The 15,609-nt window shown below is 63.8% G+C and carries 13 protein-coding genes and 1 tRNA gene; 3 read left to right on the top strand and 11 right to left on the bottom strand.

The annotated features are described in order from the left end of the window. Positions 1 to 203: 203 nt before the first annotated feature. Positions 204 to 875 (top strand): SOS response-associated peptidase, encoded by a 672-nt coding sequence (locus tag IPP90_11200; protein ID MBL0171278.1) that lies wholly within the window; start codon positions 204 to 206, stop codon positions 873 to 875. A gap of 3 nt (positions 876 to 878) precedes the next feature. Here IPP90_11200 and IPP90_11195 read toward each other — a convergent pair whose 3' ends face one another. After that, positions 879 to 1,676, bottom strand: coding sequence for a DUF3108 domain-containing protein (locus IPP90_11195; GenBank protein ID MBL0171277.1), 798 nt, complete (start codon positions 1,674 to 1,676; stop codon positions 879 to 881). A 70-nt stretch (positions 1,677 to 1,746) separates the two neighbouring features. Further along, positions 1,747 to 2,841 (bottom strand): redox-regulated ATPase YchF, encoded by a 1,095-nt coding sequence (gene ychF / locus IPP90_11190; GenBank protein ID MBL0171276.1) that lies wholly within the window; start codon positions 2,839 to 2,841, stop codon positions 1,747 to 1,749. A 165-nt stretch (positions 2,842 to 3,006) separates the two neighbouring features. On the opposite strand from ychF, the gene IPP90_11185 reads away from it, so the two are divergent. Then, positions 3,007 to 3,405, top strand: coding sequence for a four helix bundle protein (locus IPP90_11185; protein MBL0171275.1), 399 nt, complete (start codon positions 3,007 to 3,009; stop codon positions 3,403 to 3,405). 106 nt (positions 3,406 to 3,511) lie between these two features. Here the strand turns inward: IPP90_11185 and IPP90_11180 are convergent, their stop codons facing one another. After that, entirely contained in the window at positions 3,512 to 5,560 is a 2,049-nt protein-coding gene (locus IPP90_11180; GenBank protein ID MBL0171274.1) for a sodium-translocating pyrophosphatase, read from the bottom strand. A gap of 205 nt (positions 5,561 to 5,765) precedes the next feature. Here IPP90_11180 and IPP90_11175 point away from each other — a divergent pair, with 205 nt between their 5' ends. After that, entirely contained in the window at positions 5,766 to 7,178 is a 1,413-nt protein-coding gene (locus IPP90_11175; GenBank protein MBL0171273.1) for an alpha-L-fucosidase, read from the top strand. Positions 7,179 to 7,272: 94 nt separating this feature from the next. Here the strand turns inward: IPP90_11175 and IPP90_11170 are convergent, their stop codons facing one another. The 8 genes from IPP90_11170 to IPP90_11135 form a co-directional block, all read right to left on the bottom strand. Beyond that, the gene (locus tag IPP90_11170; GenBank protein MBL0171272.1) at positions 7,273 to 9,000 is read right to left on the bottom strand and encodes a M28 family peptidase; all 1,728 of its coding nucleotides are present in this window, start codon (positions 8,998 to 9,000) and stop codon (positions 7,273 to 7,275) included. Then, on the bottom strand, positions 8,997 to 10,235 hold the full coding sequence (locus tag IPP90_11165) for an exo-alpha-sialidase (protein ID MBL0171271.1): 1,239 nt from the start codon (positions 10,233 to 10,235) through the stop codon (positions 8,997 to 8,999). The genes IPP90_11170 and IPP90_11165 overlap by 4 nt, the downstream gene beginning before the upstream one ends. Before the next feature lie 103 nt (positions 10,236 to 10,338). Further along, positions 10,339 to 10,959, bottom strand: coding sequence for an aminoacyl-tRNA hydrolase (locus IPP90_11160; GenBank protein MBL0171270.1), 621 nt, complete (start codon positions 10,957 to 10,959; stop codon positions 10,339 to 10,341). A 54-nt stretch (positions 10,960 to 11,013) separates the two neighbouring features. Then, on the bottom strand, positions 11,014 to 11,649 hold the full coding sequence (locus IPP90_11155; protein ID MBL0171269.1) for a 50S ribosomal protein L25: 636 nt from the start codon (positions 11,647 to 11,649) through the stop codon (positions 11,014 to 11,016). A 157-nt stretch (positions 11,650 to 11,806) separates the two neighbouring features. Further along, positions 11,807 to 12,757 (bottom strand): ribose-phosphate pyrophosphokinase, encoded by a 951-nt coding sequence (locus tag IPP90_11150; protein ID MBL0171268.1) that lies wholly within the window; start codon positions 12,755 to 12,757, stop codon positions 11,807 to 11,809. Between the two features lie 203 nt (positions 12,758 to 12,960). Further along, positions 12,961 to 13,036 (bottom strand) — tRNA-Gln (locus IPP90_11145). 150 nt (positions 13,037 to 13,186) lie between these two features. Next, the gene (locus IPP90_11140; protein ID MBL0171267.1) at positions 13,187 to 14,644 is read right to left on the bottom strand and encodes a 1-acyl-sn-glycerol-3-phosphate acyltransferase; all 1,458 of its coding nucleotides are present in this window, start codon (positions 14,642 to 14,644) and stop codon (positions 13,187 to 13,189) included. An 8-nt stretch (positions 14,645 to 14,652) separates the two neighbouring features. Next, positions 14,653 to 15,567 (bottom strand): ROK family protein, encoded by a 915-nt coding sequence (locus IPP90_11135; protein MBL0171266.1) that lies wholly within the window; start codon positions 15,565 to 15,567, stop codon positions 14,653 to 14,655. Between the last annotated feature and the right edge of the window lie 42 nt (positions 15,568 to 15,609).

The following is a 15,609-nucleotide window of genomic DNA, read 5'->3' as shown; positions in this document are numbered from 1 at the left end:
GGCACGGGAACGCTGTTGGCGCGTTGGCGGCGGCGTGCATTCACGAGGTGACGACGTTCGTACGACAGGCGACCGCCGACCACCGGCATGACAGTGGATCCGCGAGTCCGTGACGTACATCACGCGCTGGCGCGCCCAGCGCTCGTTCCCTGGCAAACGGCAGTGGACTTGCCATGGCGCGCCGCGCAGTGCAGATCCACGCCATGTGCGGACGCTATGGATTCGGAAACCCGGCTCGATTGGGCACACTGCCGTTTGGCGCGGCGCTACCCCTGTTGACGGCGCGATTCAACCTCACGCCATCGCAACCGGTGCCGTTGGTGCGCGAAACGTCAGGTGGCCGCGACGCGCTGTTGGCGCGATGGGGATTGGTGCCGTTCTGGGCTGATGATCCCTCCATCGGCAACCGACTGGCGAATGCTCGCGGCGACACGGTGGCCACCAAGCCGTCCTTTCGCGCCGCCTTCCGGCAACGTCGCGGTCTCATGCCCGTCGATCTGTTCTATGAGTGGCAGGTGATCGCGGGGCAGAAAGTCAAACAACCGTGGTGTATCCGTCTGCCGGACGATGAGCCGTTCGCCTTTGGCGCCATCTGGGAACAGTGGACGCCGAAGCACGATCCCGGTGCCGAGCCGCTCATCACGTGTGCGATCATCACCACGGAGCCGAATGCCGTGATGGCGCCCATTCATGATCGCATGCCGGTGATCATGCCCCCGGACCACTACGAGGCGTGGCTGGATCCGTCCACCCGACCGGCCGTCGCGCAGTCCCTCGTGCAACCGTATGCGGGGCCCATGCTGGCGTGGCCGGTGAGCACGCGGGTCAACAGCCCGCGCACCGACGATGCGGAGTGCATCACGCCATTGGCGTGAAGGTTACTTGGGCGCCTTGGTGTTGTGGTTGCGCAGCGACAGGTTGATGGAACCGACGCTGAGCCTCGACTTCATCTGCACCATCATGCGCCGATCATCGTCGGTGACCCACACTTCGGCCTTGCCCCCTTCGCCGAACAGTCCCTTGGACTTGAATGTGGGCTGCAGCACCACGGTGTTGAATGTCCCGGCCGGCACCTTGACGGTCTCGCGGCGCAGCACCTTGATGACCACTGGGTTGGCGTCGGGCTTGAAGTAGCGCGACAGGCTGTATTCCTTGCCGACTTCCAGCGGGATGGTGCGCACGAAGTACAAAAACGACCCGTCGTCCAACGGCAGGGCCACCGTGGGTAGCTCGGGCTTGTCGTTCTCCTGATACATCCCGCGTTCGGTGAAGAACTCGTAGTGCCGCTTGGGTTCGTAACTCCCCTCGTCGATATCCTGGTGGTAGCGGCGTGTGCTGAGCGTGACGACGTCAAACCACGACTCATATCGGTCGTTGACGCGGTAGAATGGAATGCCGCCTGAAATCAGGAATACGGTGTGCCAGGTGGTCGTGCCACGCACGTCCGCAAAATCGCGGACTTCCATGCTGCCGCTGCCCACTTTGATGGAGCCGAACTTCACGTCGTACTCCAGCTTTTCACCCACGTGAAACGGCACGGTGGCCGCTTCGGACGGCAGGCGAGGCGAGGCAGCGGCGATGGGCGGCGCGTCGGTTGACTGTCTGGCAGCTGCCGGGGACGAGGCACCCAGCAACAGCAGGGCTCCTGCGAGGAGTCGGTGGATGGCTCGGGGCATTCGCGCTACTACACCCCAATGTCCGGAATGGATCACACGACGGCTGGTGGGAGGCACGTGGAACCTGAACTCAGACGTTGAACAGGAAGTTGAGGACGTCACCGTCCTTCACCACATAGTCCTTGCCTTCCGATCGCAGCGCGCCCTTGGTACGGGCGTTCTTCGAGCCCTGATGCAGCACGAAATCGTCGTAGGCGATGGTCTCGGCCCGGATGAATCCCTTTTCGAAGTCGGTGTGGATGACGCCCGCCGCGACCGGTGCCGTGTCACCCTGATGGATGGTCCAGGCGCGCACTTCCTGAACGCCCGCCGTGAAGTACGTCTGCAAACCCAGCAGGTGGTACCCGGCGCGGATCAGTCGATCGAGTCCTGCCGATTCGATACCCAGTGATTCGAGAAATTCCGAGCGCTCTTCCGGCGGCAATTCCGAAAGCTCCGCCTCAATCTTCGCCGAGAGCGGCACCACCTCGGCATGTTCACCGGCCACCGCCGCGCGCAACGCCTTGAGGTACGGCCCTTCCTCGCCCGACAGTTCGGCGTCCGTCACATTGGCCGCATACAACACCGGCTTGGCCGTGAGCAGTTGCAGCCCTTTCAGGCTGGCCATTGCCGCCGGTGCCAGACCGGCCCGCCACAGCGGCTTGCCATCGGACAGTGCGGCAAACGCCGCTTCAAGCCCCGGCAACTCCGCCACCGCGTCCTTGTCGTTCGACTTCGCCGCGCGCTTCACTTTGTCCAGGCGTTTCTCGACGGTCGCCAGATCGCTCAGGGCCAGTTCGAGCTCGATGATCTCCTTGTCACGCGCGGGATCGGGTGACCCCATGACATGCGTGACATCGGGATCTTCGAAGCAGCGAACCACATGCACGATGGCATCGGTCTCGCGGATGTTCTGCAGGAACTTGTTCCCCAGCCCCTCACCCTGCGACGCGCCCTTCACCAGTCCCGCGATGTCGACGAACTCCACGACCGCCGGCACGACGCGTTTGGGCTGTACGATCTCGGTCAGCTTGGCCAGCCGTTCGTCCGGCACCTCCACCATGCCGATGTTCGGATCGACCGTGCAGAACGGATAGTTGGCCGCTTCCGCCTTGGCCGACGTGAGCGCATTGAACAGCGTGGACTTGCCGACGTTGGGAAGGCCAACGATACCGAGACGGAGCACGGAGAAGGGACGAAGGGGGGGAACTGAGTACCTAGTACTTAGTACTTAGTACTAGGTACCTAGTACCTAGTACCTAGTACTTGGTACTTGGTCTATGCAGTGAAATGTAGTGGGTTGGGGGATTGGGGTGACGCGTATGGCGGCCGACGGTGATATCGTGGGCTCATGATCGTACACGAATTCCATGACTTCACGAAGTCGACCGCGTGGCAACGTGCCGAGGCGCTTGCAGTGGATATCTACCTTGCCACGGACACACGGCGATGGCGACAAGACATTAAGCTGCGCGGGCAGCTTCGGGATAACGCCGTCTCCATAGCCGCGAACATCGCTGAGGGCGCGGGGTCGGGAACATGGCCGCAGTATGCGCGCTTCCTCAGGATTGCCATCGGCTCCGCGACCGAGACACAGAGTCGACTGTCGCACGCCAGAAAAGTTGCGCTTCTCGAGCCTGCCGTCTACAACGTTCTCGCCGCCGAGGCCGCGGCTGTCAGTCGCATGACCAAGAGCCTGCAAAGGTGGGTCTGCGCCCAGCATGCACGCGCGCGCACGCTGGGCGACTGAGAACTCAGAACTCAGTACTCAGAACTCAGTACTCAGTACTCAGTACTCAGTACTCAGTACCTGGTACTTGGTACTTGGTACTAAGTACTTGGTACTAAGTACTTACCTACCTCAAAAACCACGGCGCCAGCACCAGGCTCACCACCGACATGAGCTTGATGAGGATGTTCATGGCCGGGCCGCTGGTGTCCTTGAACGGGTCGCCGACGGTGTCACCCACAACGGCCGCTTTGTGCGGATCGGAGCCTTTGCCGCCCAGGATGCCGCCTTCAATCATCTTCTTGGCGTTGTCCCACGCGCCGCCGGCGTTGGCCATGAACAGCGCCATCATCACACCGGTTACCGTGGCACCGGCCAGCAGGCCACCCAGCGCTTTCACGCCGATGAACTTGCCCACCAGGACGGGAAGCAACACGGCAACCAAACCGGGAAGAATCATCTCGCGAATGGCGGCCTTGGTGGAGATCTCCACGCAGCGCGCCGAGTCCGGCTTCACACCCGGCTTGCCTTCCAGCAGGCCCGGGATCTCGCGGAACTGACGGCGCACTTCTTCCACCATCCCCTGTGCTGCGCGACCAACCGCGGTCATCGTGGTTGCGCCCACAAAGAAGGGCACCACGCCGCCGATGAACATGCCGATCACGACCATCGGATCGACCAGGTTGAGCGTGGTCAGATTCACCGCCGAGGCGTATGCCGAGAACAGCGCGAGTGCGGTGAGCGCAGCGGAACCAATGGCAAAACCCTTGCCGATGGCGGCCGTGGTGTTGCCCAGCGCGTCCAGGCCGTCGGTGATCTTGCGGACTTCCGGACCGAGATGACTCATCTCGGCGATGCCGCCGGCGTTATCGGAAATTGGTCCGTACGCATCCACCGACATCGTGACGCCAACTGTCGCCAGCATACCAACGGAAGCAATGGCGATGCCGTACAGGCCCGACGTGAAGTATGACACATAGATCGCGCCGCAAATGAGTACAACCGGCACGACGCAGCTTTCCATGCCGACGGCCAATCCCGCAATGATGTTCGTGGCCGGACCGGTTTGGGACGCTTCGGCAATGCGGCGGACCGGGCCCGCGGCCGTGTAGTACTCGGTGACCAGTCCAATCGAGATACCCGCCACTGTACCGGCAACCACCGCCCAGAACGGTCCCAGGACCGGGAACATCGCGCCGGTGTCGCTGGTCATGTTGAGCGGGAACATCGAGGTGAGGAAATACGCGAACACGAGGAACAGGCCGGCCGCGATGAACGTGACCAGTCGCAGCGCGCTGGCCGGATTGCCCTTGGCCAGGATGCGCATCATGAAGATGCCGATCAGCGACGCCACCAGCCCCGCGGCCGTGTAGGCCACCGGCAACAACATGGCGTCGAGTCGCGAGGTGTCGGGGATGAGCGTACTGGTCGCGGCCAGGGCAATCGCGGCGATGATGCCACCGACATAGCTCTCGAAGATGTCCGCGCCAAGACCGGCGACGTCACCGACATTGTCACCCACGTTATCGGCGATCGTAGCCGGATTGCGCGGGTCGTCCTCGGGAATGCCCGCTTCAACCTTGCCCACGAGATCCGCGCCGACGTCCGCGGCTTTCGTGAAGATGCCGCCACCCACGCGCGCAAACAGCGCGATCGACGAGGCGCCCATGGCAAAGCCGGAAATGATCTCAGAAAACATCTTCGCGTCGCCGGTCATCTCGGTCTTGGCCAGGAACGCAAATACCGCGGCCACACCGGCCAGCCCCAGCGACGCCACGGCGAGTCCCATGATGGAACCGCCACCGAAGGCAATGCGCAACGCCGCTGCCTGACCGCTCGAGCGCGCCGCTTCAGCCGTGCGCACATTGGCGGCCGTGGCGCCCTGCATGCCAATCCAGCCGCTGGCAATCGACATGCAGCCGCCGATCACGTAGGCGATGCCGGTCTTGACGCCGATGGTCCAGCCCAGCAGACCCGCGACCACCAGCATGAAGGGGATGAGCACCACGTACTCGGCGCGCAGAAACGCCATGGCGCCGACGTGAATTTCGTGAGCCAGATCCTGCATCGCTTGCGTGCCGGCCGGCTGGCGCTTCACGCCGGCAAAAGTCACGAAGGTCACGATCAGGCCAACCAAGCCCGCGCCGAACGCGAGCAGCGGAAGATTCTCGAACATGGAGTGAGAGTCGGAGGAATTGCGGTGACGGGGCGGCTGGTGGCATTCCAATCGGCCTTCCGACATGTCCCGCGTCACGGGTGGGCGAAACTGATGGCAATGATAGTCGCCAAACGGGCCGAGCGCGATTGGTCCCCGCGCGCGAAATCGCCCAAAGTCCCGAAAATGAGGTGCGAAGTGGTGCCTCAGGCGATAGCGTAGCCGGATGAGCACTCCATCATCGAACCCCGACTCGCCGGATCGGCGCGCCCTCCTCAAAGACCTGGCCATCGGACTGGCCGGGTCGGCGGCGGTGGTCGGCCTTGGTCCGTCTCGCCTGCTGGCCCATTCGTGGACGGAGACGGGCGTCGCCCCCGACCGGCCTCGACCGTCCGCGGCGCAATTGGCCTGGCAACGGGATGAACTGGCGCTGTTCCTGCATTTCGGGGTCAATACCTTCAGCGATCGCGAATGGGGGGACGGCAAGGAATCGCCGTCCAGCTTCAATCCTTCGCGCCTCGATGCGCGGCAGTGGGCGCGGGCCGCCAAGGCTGCCGGTGCCAAGGCGATGATCCTTACCGCCAAGCACCACGACGGCTTCTGCCTGTGGCCCACCGCCACCACCACCCATTCCGTGGCCTCGAGTCCGTGGAAAGACGGGAAGGGCGATGTGGTGCGGGAGTTTGTGGAGGCCTGTCGCGCCGAGGGACTCAAGGCGGGTCTCTACTGCTCTCCGTGGGACCGCAATCATCCCGCCTACGGCGATTCAACCCGCTACAACGACGTCTACGTGGCGCAACTCACTGAACTGCTCACGCGTTACGGCACGATCAGCGAAGTGTGGTTTGACGGTGCCAATGGGGAAGGGCCCAACGGCAAGCGTCAGGTGTACGACTGGCCGCGCAACTGGGCGCTGGTGCGCACGCTGCAGCCCGGTGCCGTGATGTTCTCGGACGCGGGTCCGGATGTGCGCTGGATCGGCAACGAAAGCGGTGTGGCCGGCGAAACCAACTGGAGCACGATTCGGCCGGAATCGGTGCCGTACATCGGGGCCAGCGGCGACAACGTGATTCGCGCGCTGCAGGAAGGACACGCCGACGGATCGGTGTGGCGTCCGGGCGAGACCGACGTGTCGATTCGACCGGGCTGGTTTTATCACCCCGCCGAGGACACGCGCGTGCGCACGGTGGACAATCTGGTGGGACTGTACTTCACCAGCGTGGGGCGCAACTCGAAACTGCTGCTGAACGTGCCACCCACGCGCGACGGACTGCTGCACGACACCGACGTGGCGCGACTGGTCGGCATGCGCGCGGCACTGGACGCGATGTTCGCCCGCGAGGTGCCGCACGAACGCACCACGTGGCGCACCACCGGCAAGACGTCAGGCGTACTGACCCTGCGCTTCCCGACACCGCAGTCGGTGTCGGTGATTGACCTGCGCGAGGACATCGCCAAGGGACAGCGGGTGTCGAAGTGGTCGCTGTCCAGCGGCGGGGCATCACCATCCGTCATTGCGACCGGCACGACCATCGGGTATCGACAGTTGCGACGCATCCAGTCGACCACCGTCACGTCACTTGCACTGAGTGTCGAAACGGTGGACGAAGTGATGAGGGTGGGACTAACTCAGTACTGAGGACCAAGGACCAAGGACCAATTACCAAGTACCAAGTACCAAGTACCAGGTACCAGGTACTCGGTACTTGGTACTCGGTCCTCGGTCCTCGGTACTACTGCTTACACGTTCCCTTGGGATCCAGCAGCGGCTTGTCCACCAATGGCCGCTTGGCGCCATTGCCCAGTTCCAGTGCGATATCGGCCACCAGCTTTGCCACGCGCGTCATGTGCGGATAGTCGATGTACTGCGGCTCGTCGGTGAGCTGGTGATAGGCCGAGTGGCCGCCGGTGGTGAAGAAGGTGACCGGAATGCCGAACTTGGCGTACTCGTAGTGATCGCTGCGGCAGTAGATGTTCATCGGGTGGTCGTTCGCATCCATCGCGTAATCGAACGTGAAGCCGTGCTTCTTGCCCGTGTTGATGCGATCGACCATGTCGCCCAGCTCGGTGGAAAGGCGACGCGAACCGACCAACTGCAGATAGTCGGGGCCACCGCGCAGTTCCTTTCCGTCCTTGGTCATGCCCGTCTGGTCTGATGGCGCGCCACGACCCACCATGTCCATGTTCAGCTGCGCCACGATCGAGTCGCGCGGGACGGTGGAGTGTTCGGTGAAGAAGTGCGAGCCCCACAGCCCTTTCTCCTCGCCCACGTGCCAGACGAACAAGGTTGAGCGCTTGGGTTTGGTTTTCGCCGCTGCCATCGACTCGGCAATCTCCAGCACCGCTACTGAACCGGAACCGTCGTCGTCCGCGCCGTTGAAAACCGAGTCGCTGCGCGCCGGGGTCTTCTTGCGCAGTTCCACCAGCTCGGCGTTGATCTGCGTCACCTGCTCGGGAGTGGCCTTCTTGCCCCCGTCTTCGGCGCCACCCGGTCGCACGATGCGATTGAACACCAGCATGGAGTCGTGCGCGAGGGCGGTGCGCGACATGCCTTCATGATCGCTGTGCGCGCCCACGGCGACGTACTGATTCTTGAGCACCGGGTCGCTGCCGGGCAGGATGCCCACGACATTGCGCGCCGGGAATTCGTTGTCGGTCATAGTGACGATGGCGTTCATCGCGACCTTGGCCCCCGCGTCACCAATCACCAGTTCGTTGAGCGCCTTGGTGAAGATCATGCTGGCGGCACCGGCGGCGAGGAACACGCGCAGTGGCTCGGGTGGACCGTCTGCCACCGTGATGCCGGCACGATGCATATAGGCTGCCACCTGCGGCATGACTTGCCCCGGCAAGAGCAACGCCACGGCGGCGGCGCTGGCCGGCACCGGTGACTCGGGTGATTGCACGGCGCCATTGATGGCGGGACCCGTCAGTGGCACCGACATCACCACCAGTTTACCGGCCGCCTGTTCCGATGTGATGCGGTTGACCGTGTCGCCGTACACGCCACCGTACACCGTTTCCAGATTCTCCTTGTTGAACGTCGATTGCCCACCCACGGCCCAGTCCTTGCCAAACGCGAGTGGCGCGGTGCCGGCCATGAACGTGCTCATGGGATCGACCTTGCGCTGCTTGAGCGGCAACGTCTGGAAGTAGGTGCCATTATCACCGGCGGGAATCAGTCCGATGCGCTTGGCTTCCGCCGCCAGATAGTCGGTGGCCTTGACGCTGCCCAGGGTCCCCGCTTCGCGACCCATCATGGAGTCGTCGGCAAAGACGTACAACCGCGTCATGAGGTCTTCAGCGGTGATGGCGGCCTTGGTGGGCTTGGGCGCGAGCTTGAGCGGCAACGTGGTGACAGGGGCCGGCGCGGCGCCCACTGTTTGCGGCTTGGGGGCGTCCTGTGCACCAAGCAGCACGGGCACTACGAGTACGCCAGAGAAGACGGCGAAACGTTTCATCGTGGGGTGTGTGAGAAGAGTTGAAGCTGCGCCATGCGAACCTGTAACGACGGCGCCACGGCCGTCCAGGCGACCATCAAAGTGTCGGCTACCACCGCCAAGCGCGGGAATCCGCTCTGTCGGGCGGCCGATGTAGTGGTCACCGTTTGCGACGCTGACCGTTGACCACCGGCAATTCTACGCACGCGGACATCGGAGGTTTCCGGTGTGCGCCGTTCCATCCACGCCACGACCGCATCGCCCGCACGGTCGAACACCACCGCCACGCGACCCAGTGGGTCACCATCGTCCACGCGCGTGGGCGGCCCGAACGTGGCGCCCCCGTCGACACTGCGCGCCACCAGCACGCGTGCGGTGTCATTCGCGGCCGTGAACCAGGCCACCACCACCGTGTCGCCTCGCGCCACTACCGACGGTCCATTCACCGGACACCCTGGATAATGCCAGTTGTCGGCATGCACCGTGACCGGCTCGCTCCACCCAGTGCCTTGCGTGCGCACCGCCACGATGTCGCGAATCTCCTCCGCCGATCGATTGCGGTATACCACGACATGTCCGCTGCGCGTGGCGGCACTGACCACCTGGCAACAGTCGCAGCTTCGCGCATCCAGTAGTGCTTCACGCTGCAGGGACCCATCCGCGGCCACCACGGCCGTGCGCACGGTGGTTTCCTTGACGCTGTCGGGCATTGCGCTCTTGCGGCCGTCAAGCCACGCCACACCCAACCCATCGACGCCGTCGGGCCACAGTGTGACAAACCCATGCTCCGCCGGCAATCCGTCGGTGTGCGGCGTAACGGGTGCGCTCCAGGTGCGTCCGCTGTCATTCGAACGCACCACGCGAATGCCATAGGCATACTTGCTGGTGCCCTCACGCTCCAGCCAGTGTGCGGCCAGCGCGCCGTTGCCCAGCACCGTGACCGACGGGAAGTCGGCCCAGTTCACAAAGAACGGTCGCCCCTCACCAATCGTGCGCGTGGTATCCCATTGCGCCGCGCGAAAGCCGGCCACCCGAATCGCGATAGAGGAATCGGCGCGTCGCTCGGTCCAGGACAATAGGGTGGTGCCGTCTGGTCGCGTGACCAGCGACGGCGTGTTCGATCCCATCGGCGCCGGCGTCTCAATCGCCACTGGCTGTCCGAGCGCGGCCACGTCACCGTCACCGCGATCACCACAGGCCGCGGCGGCCCAGACGAGGCTCCCAACGAGCGCACGACGCACGAGTTTGAAGGGCATGTGGGACTGTATCCTGGCGTACGGTGTGGAATCGCGTGCGTGGGGCCAGCGGCACGTGGCTGGGACGAGAAGGTGCCGACGGCCCCCGCGTTCGGCTAGCCGGTTAGCGGCCCATCGTGCTCACGGCCTTCTCGGTGCCCTCGGCAATCCACAGCTCGACGGCTTGCGTCACCTTTTCGAAAATCCCTTCCACCAGCTCACGCTCGTCGCGCGGCATGGTGTGCAGCACGAAATCGGCCATGTCGCCGATGGTGCGACGTTCATCCACCGGGCGAATACCAATACGAAGCCGCGGGTACATCTGGGTCTTGGTGTGCGCCTCGACGCTCTTGAGCCCGTTGTGCCCGCCAGCGCTGCCGGCGGCGCGCAACCGAAACTCGCCGACAGGAACGGCCAACTCGTCGACGATAATCAAGAGATCCTGCGCGACGACGAATCCGTCACGCCGCAAGACCGGTCGCAACACGCCGCCGCTGAGATTCATGTACGTCTGCGGCTTCATGAGCTTGACCTTTTTGGTGCCAACCAGGCCGGTGGCCGAGAGGCTGTCGCCGTCCTTTTTCCACGACTCGAAGTGCCAGCGACGGGCAAGGTGATCGACCAGCCACCAGCCGACATTGTGGCGGGTGCCTTCGTACTCGCGTCCGGGATTGCCGAGTCCGACAATGACTTTCATGCGGGGGAGACGAGCGGGGCGCGGAATGCGCCAGCGTGGTGTGACCATGCTGAGCGAATCCCGCGCCCCGTGTTGAACGACTGAATGGGCAGGTGCCCGGACTTACTTCTCGTCGTCCGGCTTGACCTTGCGAATGAGTTCGGGTTCGGGCGCGCCGTCGGCCACCACCGCATCCGTGGCGGTCTTCGGCGCCTGCACCACGCACACGGTCATATCGGCGTCATCCATCACCTTGATGCCAGCCGGCATGGTCAGGTCGCCCACGTGCAGCGACTTGCCCAGCTTGAGTCCCGACACATCGACGTCGATGTGGTTGGGGATGTTGGACGGATCGACTTCGATGTGGAGCTCATGCATGATCTGGTCGAGCAGACCGCCTTCATGCCGCACGCCATCGGGCACGCCGACGTAGGCGATGGGGCAGCGCACCGACACGGTCTCACCGGCCACCAGTTCCTGGAAGTCGATGTGCATGATATGCCGCTTGAACGGATGGCGCTGGATTTCGCGGATGAGCGTGCGCGCCACCTTGCCTTCGATGCTCAGTTCAATGACGGTAGCGCTGGTGGCGATGCCCTTGAGCAGGCGCTCGGTTTCGCGCGCGTTCGTGAGCAGCGACTGCGGCTCACGACCATGTCCGTAAATGACCGACGGAATGTTGCCCGCCTGACGAATCTTGCGCGCCGCGCCCTTGCCATTCTCGGTACGGACGGTCGCGGAAAGTGCTACAGTAGCCATGATAGAACCCTGGAGAAAAGTCGGAACGGGAGTAACGGGATTTCCGTCGGCCCGGCCTGAGACAAGTACTAAGAACCAAGAACCAAGTACCAAGTACCAAGTACCAAGTACCAAGGACTAAGTACTAAGTACTAAGTACTAGGTACCAGGTACTTCTTCACTCAAACAACACACTCACCGACTGATCGGCGTGTGTGAACCGGATCGCCTTCGCGAGCAACTCGCCCACCGAGAGCACGCGCAGTGAATCAAAGCGGCGCTCGGGTGGCAGGTTGATCGTGTCGGTGACCACGACTTCGGTGATCGGTGCGGCGTTGAGGCGTTCCACTGCCGGACCGGAAAACAAGGCATGCGTGGCGCACACGTAGATGTCGTTGGCGCCGAGATTCTTGAGCGCGCGGGCGGCCTCGGAGACGGTGCCTGCGGTGTCGATCATGTCGTCGGGGATGAGACAATCGCGTCCCTCCACTTCACCGACCACATTCATCACTTCGGCCACGTTGGCCTTGGGGCGCCGTTTGTCGATGATGGCAAACGTGGCATCCAACCGCTTGGCAAATCCGCGCGCCATCTTGGCCGACCCGACATCGGGGGCGACCACGCACAGGTCCCGGAGTTCCTTCTTGCGGAAGTAGTTCGTGAACACCGGCGCGGCGTACAGATGGTCGACCGGGACGTCAAAGAAGCCCTGCAACTGATGGGCGTGCAGGTCCAGCCCGAGGACGCGATCGGCGCCGGCCTTTTCAATGATGTTGGCCACCAGCTTGGCGCCGATGGCCACGCGCGGCTGATCCTTGCGGTCCTGACGCGCGTAGCCGAAGTAGGGCATGACGGCGGTTACGCGAGCCGCCGACGCGCGTCGCGCGGCGTCGATGAGGAGCAGCAGCTCCATCATGTTTTCTGCCGGCGGATTGGTGGACTGGACCACAAAGACGTCGGCACCACGGATATTCTCGTCGATGCGGACAAACACCTCGCCGTCGGCGAAACGACTGCACGTCACCTTGCACAGCTCCGCTCCCAGCACCTTCGCCACCTCCTCGGCCAGCGGCCGATTGGAAGTGCCGGCGAGAATCTTGAAGCCGCGAGCGCTGGTCTGTGCGTCCATGCGAACGTCTCGATGGGTCGAGGTCGTAACGAAGGGGGCGGAGTGTCGCCGGTACCCGTGCGGGCGCGGCGGCTCCGTCCCTCGAATTGAAAAGTGCTGGCGCCACTGGAAGTACCACCCGGCAGCCCCTAAAGCTATCCAATTCAGGGCTGGGACGGGAGTACTTGGGGCGTTTCAGACGGGGCAAACCGGGAATCGACAGCTGGATAGGCCCACTTGGAATCGAACCAAGATCACCGGCTTCAAAGGCCGGGGTAATAGCCGTTATACGATGGGCCAGCAGGAGGGACAGGGGGGCAGGGTTCAATCATAGTCGCAGGGGAGGTGAAAAAAGAAGGGAGACTGGAGACAGGAGACGGGAGACGTCCAACCGGCAAGTTGTGTCTCGCCGCGTCTCCCGTCTCCCGTCTCCCCTTCTCCCGTCTCTTTTCAGTACATCGCCTCGTCCACTGGCAGGCGGTCTCTCGCCTTGACCCCGGCCGCGAACGGCCCCAGCAGCGGCACGATGCTGTTGGCGTAATAGGTGATCAGCGCACGTCCCTTGGGGAGCACCAGGTACCCGTCGCCGGCGCGGGCGATGATGCGGCGCATGCGCAGCATCCGGTACGCTCGGTCGAAGGTCTCCGCGATATCGCCATCGGCGCGGACAATTCGGCCATTCAGCTCCTGCAACACGTCGCGCATGGCCTCCATGCGTTCCAGCAGTTGCGCGCGCGGAATGAAGTCGGCATCGAAACTCTGCAGCGCCGCGCAGGCCAATGGCACCGGCGTGACGGGAATGATGGCGCCGATGCGGGCCAGAACCTGATCGCAGAAGCCCTGCAGTCGCGACAACCGGTCGGCGCGAGGCAGCGTGAACAGGGACACTCCGTCATGCTCCAACGAGGTGAGCCAGGTATCAATCGCCACTGGCGCGCCGATCGTGACGGCGGCGCGTCCATAGCGGCGCCAGCGTCCGGTCAGCACGCGGGTGCCGTTCCAGAACAGGAACCGTCCCACTTCGCGCACCTGCGCCAGTCGCGACGTGACCGGTCGCTGCGCATGCAACTCCAATTCGCGCAGCAGTGAGCGATCTTCCAACACGCGGTCGTAGTTGATGCCGACGGGCACCACGTACATGCGCGCACGAACGGCGGGGTCGCGCGCTACGCCGATGGCGTAGTCCAGCAGGCCGATCTTCGCCGGCCGCAGCGCACCGTCGCGCGTCAGGCCGCCTTCGGGAAAGATGCCCTGCGTGACCTGATTGCGCGTAATCAGTTGGACGTAGGCTTGCAGGACGGCATGGTACAGCGGTTCACGATAGCGGCGTCGGATGAAGTACGAACCGAAGCTCTTGAACAGATATTCCAGCGGAAACGCGCGCGCCCATTCGCCGACCGCGTACGAGATGGACACCGCACCCATCATCACGTACGCCACCAGCACATAGTCGGCGTTGGAACGGTGATTCATCAGGTAGATCACCACCGAGTCGCGGGGCAGGCCGCGAAACGGATCGGGTCGCTCGTATTCCACCGACACCTTGTAGAACAGCCCCAGCACGAACCGGCTGGCGTTGTAGCCAAGCCGGTAGTACGCGAGAATGTTGAAGAACGGGACAATCTCGTCGAGATACCGGTGCACGCGTTCCCAGGTCACCGTTTCACTTTCGCCGTGTTCCGCGGCGTGCACGCGCACGGCGTGCGCCACGTCGGGCTCACGCAACACATGGGCGATGACGTACGATTTCCGCGTGAACTTGTAGCGATCGATGCGACCGCGATGTCGGAACAGCGTCCGGCGCCCGGCGCGTCGCAGCACGCGCGCCACCAGCACACCGCCTATGGCGAGCAGCGCCGAAATGCCCAGCGTCCACTCCAGCACGTGCGGCCACGAGCGCACGGTCATGAAGAAACTCACGGCGGCGTGGCGGGCGGCCACAACCAGGCGGCGCCACGGACGCCGCTGGAATCACCATGCTGATTCCGGACAACGCGCGTGGCCACCTGATCGGAAAACACCCAGTGCGGCAGGCGCTGCGTGACGGCGGCGCTCAGGTCCGGTGTATTCGACATACCGCCACCCAGAACGATCACCCAGGGGTCGAGCACATTGATGATCGATGCGAGGGCCCGGGCCAGCCGATCGTGATAACGCTCCAACGTCTCCCGCGCGAGCGGTTCACCCGAGTGCGCCGCCGCGACAATCTCTCGGGCCGATCGCGCCGAGCGGGTCACGCCGCAGCGGGTCGCGAAATCTCGTTCAAACCCCGGTCCCGACAGCCAGGCTTCGATGCACCCTCGCTTGCCGCAATAGCACGACGGCCCCTCAAACTCGTCGGCCTTTGGCCACGGCAACGGATTGTGACCCCATTCGCCGCAAATGAGATTGGGGCCCTCGAGGCACCGGCCGTTGACCACGATGCCGCCCCCGACGCCGGTGCCGAGGATGACGCCGAATACGGTTGCCGCGCCGGCGGCGGCGCCATCCGTGGCTTCGGAGAGTGCGAAACAGTCGGCGTCGTTGGCGACACGAATGGGACGGTGGAGTCGCTGTTCGAGATCACGGGCCAGAGGCTGTCCAATGAGCCAGACCGAGTTGGCGTTTTTGACGAGGCCCGTGGAGGGCGTCACCGCGCCGGGAATCCCTATGCCGACGGTGGTCGTGGCGCCGACCTCGATTTCGAGTGCCTCCACCAGCGCCGCGATCTCGCCGACGGTCCCAGGGTAGTCGCCCGGTGTGGGGACGCGGCGTCGGGCGCGTTCCGTGCCGTCGTCGTCCAGCGCGAGGCCTTCGATTTTGGTCCCACCGAGGTCGATTCCGATGCGCATGATAGGCCGAGCATGGCTCGTCAGACGCGCCGGTGCAAGAGG

The sequence above is a fragment of the Gemmatimonadaceae bacterium genome (assembly GCA_016720905.1).
Lineage (GTDB): Bacteria > Gemmatimonadota > Gemmatimonadetes > Gemmatimonadales > Gemmatimonadaceae > Gemmatimonas.
Note: the sequence above shows the minus strand (reverse complement) of the source record. Positions and strands in the feature narration are given on the sequence as shown.

Excerpts from the sequence above, each read along its gene's own strand:
- IPP90_11165 (MBL0171271.1), bottom strand. The coding sequence starts at position 10,235 with ATGCCCTTCAAACTCGTGCGTCGTGCGCTCGTTGGGAGCCTCGTCTGG.
- IPP90_11170 (MBL0171272.1), bottom strand. The coding sequence starts at position 9,000 with ATGAAACGTTTCGCCGTCTTCTCTGGCGTACTCGTAGTGCCCGTGCTG.
- IPP90_11155 (MBL0171269.1), bottom strand. The coding sequence starts at position 11,649 with ATGGCTACTGTAGCACTTTCCGCGACCGTCCGTACCGAGAATGGCAAG.
- IPP90_11160 (MBL0171270.1), bottom strand. The coding sequence starts at position 10,959 with ATGGTCACACCACGCTGGCGCATTCCGCGCCCCGCTCGTCTCCCCCGC.
- IPP90_11175 (MBL0171273.1), top strand. The coding sequence starts at position 5,766 with ATGAGCACTCCATCATCGAACCCCGACTCGCCGGATCGGCGCGCCCTC.
- IPP90_11200 (MBL0171278.1), top strand. The coding sequence starts at position 204 with ATGTGCGGACGCTATGGATTCGGAAACCCGGCTCGATTGGGCACACTG.
- IPP90_11195 (MBL0171277.1), bottom strand. The coding sequence starts at position 1,676 with ATGCCCCGAGCCATCCACCGACTCCTCGCAGGAGCCCTGCTGTTGCTG.
- IPP90_11140 (MBL0171267.1), bottom strand. The coding sequence starts at position 14,644 with ATGACCGTGCGCTCGTGGCCGCACGTGCTGGAGTGGACGCTGGGCATT.
- IPP90_11180 (MBL0171274.1), bottom strand. The coding sequence starts at position 5,560 with ATGTTCGAGAATCTTCCGCTGCTCGCGTTCGGCGCGGGCTTGGTTGGC.
- IPP90_11135 (MBL0171266.1), bottom strand. The coding sequence starts at position 15,567 with ATGCGCATCGGAATCGACCTCGGTGGGACCAAAATCGAAGGCCTCGCG.
- IPP90_11150 (MBL0171268.1), bottom strand. The coding sequence starts at position 12,757 with ATGGACGCACAGACCAGCGCTCGCGGCTTCAAGATTCTCGCCGGCACT.
- IPP90_11185 (MBL0171275.1), top strand. The coding sequence starts at position 3,007 with ATGATCGTACACGAATTCCATGACTTCACGAAGTCGACCGCGTGGCAA.